General features: G+C 68.5%; 10 protein-coding genes. 6 read left to right on the top strand and 4 right to left on the bottom strand.

Going from position 1 to position 11,086, the window contains the following annotated elements:
• The first annotated feature begins 4 nt into the window (after positions 1–4).
• The 6 genes from QME70_11640 to QME70_11615 are packed head-to-tail and all read left to right on the top strand — an operon-like array spanning position 5 to position 6,567.
• Positions 5–559 (top strand): NADH-quinone oxidoreductase subunit I, encoded by a 555-nt coding sequence (locus QME70_11640; protein MDI6895228.1) that lies wholly within the window; start codon positions 5–7, stop codon positions 557–559.
• Positions 556–1,284 (top strand): NADH-quinone oxidoreductase subunit J, encoded by a 729-nt coding sequence (locus QME70_11635; GenBank protein ID MDI6895227.1) that lies wholly within the window; start codon positions 556–558, stop codon positions 1,282–1,284. The genes QME70_11640 and QME70_11635 overlap by 4 nt, the downstream gene beginning before the upstream one ends.
• Positions 1,271–1,579, top strand: a complete 309-nt coding sequence (nuoK, locus tag QME70_11630; protein MDI6895226.1) for an NADH-quinone oxidoreductase subunit NuoK — start codon at positions 1,271–1,273, stop codon at positions 1,577–1,579. The genes QME70_11635 and nuoK overlap by 14 nt, the downstream gene beginning before the upstream one ends.
• Positions 1,580–1,583: 4 nt before the next feature.
• Positions 1,584–3,509 (top strand): NADH-quinone oxidoreductase subunit L, encoded by a 1,926-nt coding sequence (gene nuoL / locus QME70_11625; protein ID MDI6895225.1) that lies wholly within the window; start codon positions 1,584–1,586, stop codon positions 3,507–3,509.
• Positions 3,510–3,512: 3 nt separating this feature from the next.
• Entirely contained in the window at positions 3,513–4,979 is a 1,467-nt protein-coding gene (locus QME70_11620) for an NADH-quinone oxidoreductase subunit M (protein ID MDI6895224.1), read from the top strand.
• Between the two features lies 1 nt (position 4,980).
• Positions 4,981–6,567: an NADH-quinone oxidoreductase subunit N gene (locus QME70_11615; protein ID MDI6895223.1), complete on the top strand. Its 1,587-nt coding sequence runs from the start codon at positions 4,981–4,983 to the stop codon at positions 6,565–6,567.
• Positions 6,568–6,673: 106 nt separating this feature from the next.
• Here QME70_11615 and QME70_11610 read toward each other — a convergent pair whose 3' ends face one another.
• The 4 genes from QME70_11610 to QME70_11595 are packed head-to-tail and all read right to left on the bottom strand — an operon-like array spanning position 6,674 to position 10,986.
• Complete coding sequence (locus QME70_11610; GenBank protein ID MDI6895222.1) at positions 6,674–8,344, bottom strand: AarF/ABC1/UbiB kinase family protein; 1,671 nt, start codon at positions 8,342–8,344, stop codon at positions 6,674–6,676.
• Complete coding sequence (locus QME70_11605; protein ID MDI6895221.1) at positions 8,344–8,640, bottom strand: hypothetical protein; 297 nt, start codon at positions 8,638–8,640, stop codon at positions 8,344–8,346. The genes QME70_11610 and QME70_11605 overlap by 1 nt, the downstream gene beginning before the upstream one ends.
• A complete protein-coding gene (locus QME70_11600; GenBank protein MDI6895220.1) occupies positions 8,640–10,118 on the bottom strand; it encodes a radical SAM protein in 1,479 nt (492 codons plus the stop codon). Before QME70_11600 ends, QME70_11605 begins: the two co-directional genes overlap by 1 nt.
• A 16-nt stretch (positions 10,119–10,134) precedes the next feature.
• Positions 10,135–10,986 carry a DegV family protein gene (locus QME70_11595; protein MDI6895219.1) on the bottom strand — a complete coding sequence of 284 codons (852 nt, stop codon included), beginning with the start codon at positions 10,984–10,986 and terminating at the stop codon, positions 10,135–10,137.
• Positions 10,987–11,086: the final 100 nt, after the last annotated feature.

The following is an 11,086-nucleotide window of genomic DNA, read 5'->3' as shown; positions in this document are numbered from 1 at the left end:
GGCCATGGAACTGCTGCTCGATACCTGGAAGGCTGCCCGCAGCATGTTCAAGGGCCTGGGCGTGACCATCCGGGAGTTCTTCTCGCCCCCGGTGACCGTCCAGTATCCCGATCAGCGGCCCCGCACCTCGCCCCTCTTCCGCGGTCACCCGGTGCTCCTCTCCGACGAGACGGGCAAGCTCAAGTGCACGGCCTGCATGGCCTGCGCCCGCGCCTGTCCCGTGGACGCCATCTCCATCGAGTCCGCCCGGGGCGAGGATCGCAAGATGTACCCCAAGGCGTGGAACCTCAACATGGGGCGCTGCCTGCAGTGCAACCTGTGTGTGGAGGCCTGTCCCTTCGCCGCCCTGGGGATGAGCACCCGTTTCGAGACGGCCGTGGACGACCCCGACGGCCTGATCTACGACCTGGGCACCCTGACCGAGCTGGGGTGCACCCAGCCATACTCGCGCATCATGGTCGGCCAGAAGCTCTCCCCCGCGGAGGCCCGGGCTGCCGCGCAGGGCGGCGCGGCGGACGCGGCGCAGGGGGACGCCGGGAAGGGGGCTGAGGTGAGTTGAACTGGGAAATGATCGCCTTCGCTTTCCTGGGCATCCTCGTCCTGGCCTCTGGCTTCCGGGTGATCACCACCCCCCGCATCGTGCACGCGGCCCTGTACCTGGCCCTGTGCTTCACCGGCGTGGCGGGGATATTCCTCCTGCTGGGGGCCGACTTCCTGGCCGCCACCCAGGTGCTTATCTACGTGGGTGCGGTGACCACCCTGATCATATTCGCCATCATGCTCTCGTCCCCGCCCGAAGTGCGCGGCGAGGGCGGTGGCGCCGGGCGGGACTCCGCCGAGGAAACCGCCCGTGGCGGTCGCTCGGGTAGTGGCCGGGCTGAGCCCGAGAGGGGATGGGTGGGTGTGCTGGCCGCCCTGGCGGCGCTGGGATTCGTGGCCGCCATGGGTGCGGTGTACCGGGGGGCGGGGCTGGCCGCCCAGGCGGCACCCCTGGGTAGCACCACGGCCCCGCTGGGCCGCCAGATCTTCACCACCTACGCCATCCCCTTCGAGGTGGCCTCGGTGGTGTTGCTGGCGGCGCTGGTGGGGGCCATCTACCTCTCTGTCCGCGTCCCCGGGAAGCCGCGGGGGGCGGGGCCGGTGGGTGGCCCGGCCGATGCGCCCGCAGGTGATCCGGCCGATGCGGCGGCGGGTCGTCCGGCCGCTACCGGTGGCAAGACCGCTGGCGTGGGCGGCGAAACGCCGAGCGCAGGAGAAGGGGGAGCGAGCCGTGGTACCCGTTGAGTTCTACCTGGGTCTGGGAGCGGCGCTTTTCGCCCTGGGGTTGTTCGGCGCCCTGGTCCGGCCCAACGCGGTGCGCATCCTCATGGGCATAGAGCTCATGCTCAACGCGTCCAACATCAATCTGCTGGCCTTCAACCGCTACCTGCACCCGCAGGACCTGGCGGGGCAGGTGCTGGCAGTGTTCGTGATCACGGTGGCGGCGGCGGAGGTGGCGGTAGGCCTGGCCATCATCTTCCTCCTGGCCCGGCGCCGACACGGCATCGACGTGGACCGCATCCGCCTGCTGAGGGGGTGAGAGGGTGCTGGGTTACGCCTTCGTCATACCAATGATCCCGCTCCTGTCCTTCCTGGCCATCGGTTTCTTCGGGCGGCGCTTCCGTGACGGGGGATCGCTCCTGGGCATCGGAGCCGTGGGCGTCTCCTTCCTGCTTTCGCTGGCGGTGCTCTTCTCCTTCATGGGGGCCAGGGCCGGGGTGGAAGGGGAGGCCGTGTTCGACTTCAGCTATCCCTGGATGCCCGTGGGCCAGTTTACCATCCCCCTCGGCTTCCAGGTCGATGCCCTCACCGCCGTCATGCTGGTGATGGTCTCCCTGGTCAGCCTGATGGTCCACATCTACTCGGTGGGGTACATGCACGGGGACGCCCGCTACACCAGGTTCTACGCCACCCTCTCCCTGTTCACGGCGGCCATGCTGGCCCTGGTGCTGGCAGACAACTTCTTGCTCCTGTTCATCTCCTGGGAGATCATGGGACTCTGCTCCTACCTGCTCATCGGTCACTGGTACGAGAAGCCTTCCGCTTCGGCGGCGGCCATGAAGGCCTTCATGACCACCCGGGTGGGTGATGTAGGCCTGCTCATCGGCATCATGATGCTGTTTGCCGCCGCCGGTACCTTCTCGTTTGGTCCCCTGCGGGAGGCCCTGGGCACCGGGAGCCTGGCACCGGGCCTGGTGACGGCGGCGGCCCTGCTCGTGTTCATGGGGGCGGTGGGCAAGTCCGCCCAGGTACCGCTGCACGTGTGGCTCCCGGACGCCATGGAGGGCCCCACCCCGGTGTCGGCCCTCATCCACGCCGCCACCATGGTGGCCGCGGGCGTGTACCTGGTGGCCCGCTCTTACGTGCTCTTCGAGCACGCCCCCCTGGCCCTGAGCGTGGTGGCCTACGTGGGCACCATCACCGCCTTTCTGGCCGCCACCATCGCCACCGTCACCACCGACATCAAGCGGGTGCTGGCCTACTCCACCATCAGCCAGCTGGGGTACATGATGATGGCCCTGGGGGTGGGGGCGCCGGCGGCGGCGGTGTTCCACCTCATCACCCACGCCTTCTTCAAGGCCCTCCTCTTTTTGGGCTCGGGAAGTATCATCCACGCCACCGAACGCCAGGAAATGCACCAGTTGGGCGGCCTGTACCGGCACATGCCGGTCACGGCCTGGACCTTCTTCGCGGGGACGGCCGCCCTGGCGGGGATACCGCCCTTCGCCGGCTTCTTCAGCAAGGACGAGATCCTGCTGGGCGCCTATCACTCCCACCTGCCCGGCGTGTTCTGGGCGGGCGTGGGCACCGCCTTCCTCACGGCTTACTACATGACCCGGGCCTGCCTCCTCACCTTCTTCGGGAAGCCGCGTTCCCATTACCACGCCCACGAGTCGCCCGCCGTTATGACGGGGCCGCTCGTGGTGCTCGCCAGCCTGGCCACGGTGGCCGGCCTGGGTGGCAACTTCTTCGTGCGGCTCTCCGGAGTGGAGGCCGCCGAGCACGCCGCCCCCGGTGTGATGGCCATGGCCCTGGGGGCCGGCCTCACCGGCATCGCGGTGGGGGTGGCCATCTACGGCCTGGGCCTGGTGGACCGCCGCCGGGCCATTGGCGCCCTGGGGCCGCTCTACCGCCTGTTCAAGGAGAAGTGGTACTTCGACCGCATCTACTACGTCACCCTGGTGAAGCCCGCCCTGGCCCTGTCATCGCTGCTGGCCCGCTTTGACCTGGGGGTCATCGACGGGATAGTGAACGGGGTGGGCTGGGGCTCCGTGCAACTGAGCCGCGCCTCGGCCACCTTCGACCTGGCGGTGATAGACGGCGCCGTCAACGGGGTGGGGGCGGGTACGGTGGCGGCGGGACAGGCCGTGCGTGCCACCCAGACCGGCCTGGTGCGCTCCTACGTGCTGGTATTCGCCCTCAGCCTGGTGGCAGGGCTGTTCACCCTTTATCTGATGGGAGGGTTCTAGGGCATGTTGCTCACGCTGGCCATATTCATCCCCCTGGCGGGCGCTGCGGTGGTGGCCCTGTGGCCGCGGCAGGACGAGCGGGGCTTCAAGGCGGCGGCCCTGGTCAGCACCGCCATCCCCCTGGTCATCTCCATCTGGATGGCCACCGCCTTCCAGCCCGGTGCCGGGATGCAGTTCACAGAGAGGGCGGCCTGGATGCCCAGCCTGGGGATCAACTACATCCTGGGCGTGGACGGCATCAGCTTCCCCATGGTCTTCCTGACCGCCCTGCTCACCTTCCTGGCCTGCCTGGCCTCCTGGCACATCTCGCCGCGGCCCAAGGACTACTTCGCCCTCCTTTTGCTCCTGGAGACGGGCATGATGGGCGTGTTCTGCGCCCTGGACTACGTCCTCTTCTACGTGTTCTGGGAGCTGGTGCTGGTCCCCATGTACTTCCTCATCGGTATCTGGGGCGGCCCGCGCCGGGAGTACGCTGCCATCAAGTTCTTCATATACACGCTGCTCGGTAGCGTGGTCATGCTGGTGGGCATCCTGGCCATGTACTTCGCGGGCGCCCAGGCCCTGGGCCATCCCACCTTCGACATGATGGCCCTACAGCAGGTCAAGTTCCCCTTCCACTTCCAGCTCTGGGTGTTCGCCGCCCTCTACCTGGGCTTCGCGGTCAAGGTGCCCATATTCCCATTCCACACGTGGTTGCCCGACGCCCACGTCGAGGCCCCCACGGCGGTGTCCGTGTTGCTAGCCGGTATCCTCCTGAAGATGGGCACCTACGGCTTCATGCGGGTGAGCCTGCCCACCTTCCCCGAGGCGGCATCGTACTTCGCCTACGCTATCGCCGTGCTGGGCGTCATCAGCATGATCTACGGAGCCTTCGTGGCCATGTGGCAGGCCGACCTCAAAAAGCTGGTGGCCTATTCCTCGGTGAGCCACATGGGCTACGTCATGCTGGGGATCGCCGCTGGCACCCCGATGGCGTTGAGCGGCGCCATCTTCCAGATGTTCTCCCACGGTATGATCACCGGGATGCTGTTCTTGCTGGTGGGGATGATTTATGACCGCGCCCATACCCGCGAGATCGCCAAGCTGAGCGGCCTCTACACCGCCCTGCCCGCCTATGGCATCATCCTCGCCTTCGCCTCCTTCGCCTCCCTGGGCCTGCCCGGCCTGTCCGGCTTCGTGGCGGAACTGCTGGTGCTGCTGGGGTCCTTCCCCGTGTACCGCACCCTGGTGATCATCGGCGCCGCCACCATCGTGATCACCGCCGGGTACATGCTGTGGATGATGCAGCGGGTGCTCATGGGCAAGTCCCGTCCGGAGCTTGAGGCCCTGCCCGATGTCACCGGCCGGGAGCTGGCCACGGTGATCCCGCTCATCGTGCTCATCGCCGTGCTGGGTGTGTTCCCGCGGCTGCTGCTGGACTTCACCAATCCCGCTCTGATCCAGCTGGCGGCCCGGGTAGGAGGGATGTAGGGTGGCCTGGGCTGCTCTGGCACCCGAACTCATCCTGACCGCCGCCTCCCTCGTGCTGCTGCTGGTGGTCACCGCCACCCGCCGTCCCGTCCCCGCAGCCGCCACCTCCGGCGCCATCGCCCCCGGTGCATCCGCCCGGCCGGCGGCCAGCGGGGTGGAGACGGCATGGGGAGGGGCGACGGCGGCTATCTTCGCGGTGGCCCTGGTGGCCCTGGTCCCGGGTCTGGGGACCCGCGCCGAGCTCTGGGCGGGGATGCTCTCCCTGGACCCCTTTGCCGCCCTGTTCCGGGGGATGTTCCTGGCGGCGGGGTTGCTGGTGGCCCTGGTGTCCGTCGATTTCCTGCGGCAGCGCGCCCCCGCCCGGGGGGAGTACTGGCCGCTCCTCTTGTGGGGCGTCCTGGGGATGATGCTCATGGCCTCCTCCCGCGACCTGCTGATGATTTACCTGGGGTTGGAGCTGGCGTCCCTCTGCTCCTACGTGCTGGCCGGTTACCTGAAGGAGGACGCCCGCTCGGTGGAGGCGTCCGTCAAGTACTTCCTCACCGGGGCGGTCGCCTCGGCCGTGCTTCTCTTCGGTATCTCTCTGCTGTACGGTGCCGCGGGGAGCACCTCCCTGGATGCCATCGCCCGCGCCGCCTCGGGGTCGGTCCTGGGGTCCGCGGCGCTGGCCTTCCTGGTGGTGGGGTTCGGGTTCAAGGTGGCGGGTGCCCCTCTGCACATGTGGGCACCCGACGCCTACGAGGGCGCACCGACGCCCATCACGGCCTTCTTCTCGGTGGGTCCCAAGGCGGCCGCCTTCGCCGCCCTGCTGCGGGTGTTCTTCGCCGGCCTGGGTGAACTGCGACCGGCCTGGACCCCGGCCTTCGCGGTGCTGGCGGTGCTGAGCATGTTCGTGGGCAACCTCTCGGCCCTTCCCCAGAAGAACATCAAGCGCATGATGGCGTATTCGGCCATCGCCCACGCCGGCTACATCCTGGTGGGCCTGGCCGTGGGCACCCCCATGGGGAGCCGGGCGGTGGCCTACTACCTGCTGGCCTACCTGTTCGCCAACCTGGGCGTTTTCGCCGTCATCGTGGCCGTCTCCGCCCGCGGGGAGCAAATCGAGGACTACACCGGCCTGGCCCGGCGCCAGCCCCTCCTGGCCTGGGCCATGGTCATCTACTTCCTCTCCCTGATCGGCATCCCGCCCACGGCCGGCTTCTTCGGGAAGTTCTACCTCTTCTCCGCCGCCCTGGAGCAGGGCGGGGTGTGGCTGGCCCTGGTCATCGTGGTGAACAGCGTCATCTCCGTGGGTTACTACTACGGCGTCGTCCGCCAGATGTTCCTCGCTTCGGAAGCGCCCGACGTGGCGAGGGATGGCACCCGGCCCGCGGAGCCCCACCACCCGGAGCCTGCCTCGGGAGGGCCCTCCCCCGCCGTGCCTGCGGCCGGGACGCCCCTCGCCGGCGAGCGGTCTCCTGCGGACGAGCGGGTTTGCCCGGCGGTAACCGCGGTGGTGGTCGTAACCGCCGTCCTCACCATAGTCATCGGCCTCGGTTTCGAGTACTTCCTGGGCTGGGCCGCCGCGGCCACCGCCATCCTGCCCTGAGCGATTTGGGATCATCCGCCGTTTCCCTTGTGCCTGCGAGTTCGATGAACGCGACTTGCTGAGCGCTATAGAGCGGCCAAACAGGTAGCTCGTGGTGCATCTGGTGTCAGCGGCGGCGGCGCGGGCGGGAGCCCAGCAGGGCGGAAGCGAGGACGGCCAGGGCTAACATGGCGACTACGGCGCCCGCCGCGGCCAGGAAGAAGGGGCTGAGCATCCAGGCGGGCAGGCGCAGGGCGCCGCCGGCGGCGCCCGCCACCACCAGGCCGGTCACCATCACGGCGGCGCCCAGGAACAGGATGGCAAGCGAGAGACGGGTGGCCAGGCGCTCGACCCGGCGGAGGACTTCCTGGTCCTCCAGGGTGAAGCGGATGCGCAGGGAGTCGCGGTCCAGCTTGGCAATGACCCGGTCCAGGCGACGGGGCAGGCGGCGGAACATGGACCACCACAGGCCCAGGTCGCGGCGAGCCCGGCGCAGGGCGGCCCGCGGAGAGACGCGCTGGCGCAGGATCTCCTCGGCGGCGGGGCGGGCCATGTCCATGATGCGGAGGTCGGGGTCCAGGGTGGTGACCACCGCCTCCAGGGTGCCCAGGCATTTCCCCAGCAGGGCGAAGGCGGAGGGTATGCGCACCCGGAACTCGCGGGCCAGGTCCAGGGCGTCCCGCACCGCCTCCACGGGGTCGAGCCCGCCCATGGGCCGGGAGAGGTATTTCTCCACCAGATGGGCTACCCGGGCCGAGAAGGCCTGTTGGTCCAGGTCGCCCACCGTGCCCAGGTCCAGGGCCACCTGCACCATGGTGTCCACGTCGCCCCGGGCCAGGGCCGTTACCCCTTCCTGGAGCAGATCCTGCTGGTCGGGGGTGAGCTGCCCCACCTGCCCGAAATCCATGAAGAAGATCACTTCCCCGGGGAGCACGGCCAGGTTGCCCGGGTGGGGATCGGCGTGGAACAACCCGAAGGCGAAGATCTGGCGCATCATGGCCCGCACGAGCCTGCGGGCCACTTCCCCGGGGCGGTAACCGGCGTCGCGGAGACCGTCCAGGTCGGTGATCTTGACCCCGCTTTCGTACTGCAGGGTGAGCACGCGCCGGGAGGTCAACTCGGGAAGCACGGCGGGGATACGGACCTCGGGATCGCCGGCGAAGTTCTCGCCGAAGCGGGTGCAGCGCTCGGCCTCCGTGCGGTAGTCCATCTCCGCCCGCATGGTGCGGGCGAACTCCCGTACCAGGTCGCGCAGACCGTACTGTTTCCCCCAGGCGGTACGGGCCTCGACTAGACCGGCCGTCTCCTGAAGGATGGCGAGATCTGCCTCCACCCGCTCCTCGATACCCCAGCGCTGCACCTTCACCGCCACCGTCCGTCCCTCCGGGGTGACGGCCAGGTGCACCTGCCCGATGGAGGCGGCGGCCAGGGGCTCGGGTGTGAACGAGGCGAATACGTCTTCCAGGGGCCCCCGGAGCTCCCCCTCGATGACCTCTTTCACCCGCGAGAAGGGCAGGGGCGGGGCCTGATCCTGCAGGGCCTCCAGGTCCCGGATGACGTCGGCCGGTAAGAGGTCCCGGCGGGTGCTCAGGGCCTGGCCCAGCTTAACGAAGGTTGGTCCCAGCTCCTCCAGGGCCGCCCGCAGGTGGTATCCCCGGGTAGCGGCACGGCGCCGGGCCCGGGGCACCAGGTGGGAAAGGCCGGCCTCCACAAGGAGAAATCCCAGGCCATGCCGCAACATGACCTGGGAGATTTCTCTCAGCCTGGCCAACTGGGCCCGGCGGGAGGCGAACCTCATCAGCTTTCTTTCCGGGCCGCTTTCTCCAGGGCGGCAATCCTGGCCTCCAGCCGCTCGAGGTCGGCCCGGGTGGCCAGACGCGTCCCCAGTTGTTCCAGGTCGGCGCGGGTGGCCAGGCGCAGCCGCCGGCCCCGCTCGGCCAAACGTTCGAGGCGGCGGGTCACCTCCTGGCGGTGCTGTCCGCCGCGACCCGTCAGTTGCCCGGTGAGCTTGCGGGCGGCCTCCAGGGCGTAGTCGGCGGCCCCCAGGGCCAGGTCGGCCGCCTTGAGGGCGGCTTCGCTGATGCTCTCGCTCATCACGTCTCGCCTCCGTGGGCAACAGCTACCCGCTCTTCTTCCTCTTCACCTGCGCAGGCGGTGCCGGCAGTGGACGCTTCCGCGGAGGCCGCCGGGCCGCGGGTGCGCGCCCGCTCCTCCAGCCGTCGCTGGATGAGGGCCGCCCGCTCGGCCCAGCGGCGGGATACGTCGTCGAGGTGGGAGGCGATGGGGCCCTGCAGCACCGTCTCGGCACCGGGGTGGGTGGGATGGGCGCCAGATTCCGCCACGATCTCGCGCAGAGCCTGGGGGTTGTCGATGATGGGGCAGGGGAGGAGGTAGTTGGAGTTGAAGGGCTGCCGCTTCTGGTAGGCGCGGAAGAGGGGGTTTTGCAGCACCTCGCGCAGGCTCTTCCCCTTGATGGTGTCCACGGAGAAGTGGGCGAAGGCGCAGGGCTCCACGTGGCCCGACGCGGTGATGTGGAAGTAGCGGCGCCCCCCGGCGATGCATCCCAGGGTGAGGTAGCCGTCGTTCCAGAAGTCCGCCATCAGATACGGCTTGGTGGTGCGGATCTCTCGCACCCTCCACACCAAGTATTCCCGCTGCTCGGGGGTGACCATGAGGTTGACGTCCGGGTCCCGCCCGATGGGGATGTAGTGGAAGCTCCACCCAAAGAAAGCGCCCTTCTGAATGAGCCAGTCGATGAAGGCGTCGGAGGTGATCTCCTCCACGTTGTTCCGGGTGATGGTCACCGAGGTCCCGAAGATGAGCCTGCGCTCCTTCAGGCGGTCCATGGCCGCCGAGATCTTATCGAACACGCCCGGCCCCCGCCGGCCGTCGGTGCTCTGCCGGAACCCCTCCAGGCTGATGCAGGGGACGAAATTGCCGACTTCCAGGATGCGGTCGGCCACCCGGTCGTCGATGAGGGTTCCGTTGGTGAAGGCCATGAAAGCCACGTCCTGATGCCTGGCGAAGAGGTCGAAGAGACGCTTGTATATGAGCGGCTCGCCGCCCGACATCACGATCCAGTAAATGCCCAGGTCTTTGGCCTCGGTGACGATGCGGTCCAGGAGGTCGAAGTCCATGGTGTGGTGCTGGGCATACTCCCCCGCCCAGCAGCCGGCACAGCGCAGGTTGCACGCCTCGGTTGGATCCACCAGGATGAAGTTGGGGATGCCGTGCCCCAGCCTGGCGGCCAGGGCGTACTGGGCGGGTACTCCGAAGAGGATGTTGTTCACAAACCAGTTGAAAATCGCACCCCGGTGCTGGTTGGGGTGGACTTCCAGAGCGAGCCGGCGCACGTACTGCATCATGGCGGGGTTCCGCCGCAGGGTCTCCGCTATCTCCTCGATCTGCCGGCGGTGAGCCTCCATGATGGCCAGCCGGGTGCCCCACGACAGAATGGTGTTCACTGCCTGATCGGGGTCCCGGCGCAGGTAACCCGTCAGCCACTCCATGGCCCGGCGGGCGGCATAGCGCTTGGCGCGCGCGGATAGAGTAGCCCGGGCCGGTGTACTCATGACCGTCGCCTCCTCGTTAATCCTGGTAGTAAGCGACTCCCAGGGCCCCTGGGCCTGCGTGGGTGCCCAGGACGGGGGTCAGTCCCGAGATGATGATCTCTTCGGGCTGAAAACGCCTTCTCACCTCCCCGGCCAGATCTGCCGCTTCCTGCGGGGAGCTGGCGTGGATGATGCCCGCGTGCAGCGGCCGGTCCGGTTTGATCTCATCCCCCAGGCGATCCAGGATGAACTCCACTGCTTTGGCCCGCGTCCGCAGGCGGGCCGCCGGCGCCACCTCGCCGCCGTCGATGGTGATCACCGGTTTGATCTGGAGGACTGCCCCCGCCCAGGCCGCCGCCCGGCCGATGCGCCCGCCCCGGCGCAGGTACTCCAGCGTCTCCAGGGTGGCATACAGGCGGGACCTGGCCGCCACCTCCCGGGCGGCTGCCGCCGCCTCTCTCAGCCCCGCCCCCCGGTCAGCGGCGCGGGCGGCCGCCAGCGCGGCAAAGGTCTGCGGCACCGAGGCGCTCATGGAGTCCACCACCTCTACCGGGACCCGATTGAATTCCCGGGCCGCCTGGACGGCCGACTGGTATGTACCGCTCAGCTTGTGGCTCAGGGTGACCACCAGGATTCCCGCCGTGTCACCGTGTCCGGCCAGCCGGTCGAAAAGCTCCCGGAACTCGGCCACCGACGGCTGGGAGGTCTTGGGCAACTCAGGGGCGGAGGGCAGGTGGCGGTAGAACTCCTCCGCCGTCATGTCCACGCCGTCGCGGAAGGTTTTGTCTCCGAAACGTACCGTGAGGGGGATGACCGCCACCCCTCGGTCCTCCGCCAGTTCGGGAGGGAAGCCAGAACAGCTATCCGTCACCACCTTAACTTTCCCCACGGTTCTCCTCCTCAGCCTGCGGGCCTCATCCCAAAAGACCCAATTTTGCCTGGGGTCATGATATCTCCGCTGGAAGCCGGTGTCAAGGTGGGAGTATAAT

This window comes from Bacillota bacterium, assembly GCA_030019365.1.
Lineage (GTDB): Bacteria > Bacillota > Sulfobacillia > JACIYH01 > JACIYH01 > JACIYH01.
This window is presented reverse-complemented; position numbering and strand designations above follow the sequence as displayed.

What these genes read in the sequence shown, in the direction of transcription:
- QME70_11610 (MDI6895222.1), bottom strand. Translation starts at nt 8,344, where the DNA reads ATGAGGTTCGCCTCCCGCCGGGCCCAGTTGGCCAGGCTGAGAGAAATC.
- QME70_11620 (MDI6895224.1), top strand. Translation starts at nt 3,513, where the DNA reads ATGTTGCTCACGCTGGCCATATTCATCCCCCTGGCGGGCGCTGCGGTG.
- QME70_11600 (MDI6895220.1), bottom strand. Translation starts at nt 10,118, where the DNA reads ATGAGTACACCGGCCCGGGCTACTCTATCCGCGCGCGCCAAGCGCTAT.
- QME70_11605 (MDI6895221.1), bottom strand. Translation starts at nt 8,640, where the DNA reads ATGAGCGAGAGCATCAGCGAAGCCGCCCTCAAGGCGGCCGACCTGGCC.
- QME70_11640 (MDI6895228.1), top strand. Translation starts at nt 5, where the DNA reads ATGGAACTGCTGCTCGATACCTGGAAGGCTGCCCGCAGCATGTTCAAG.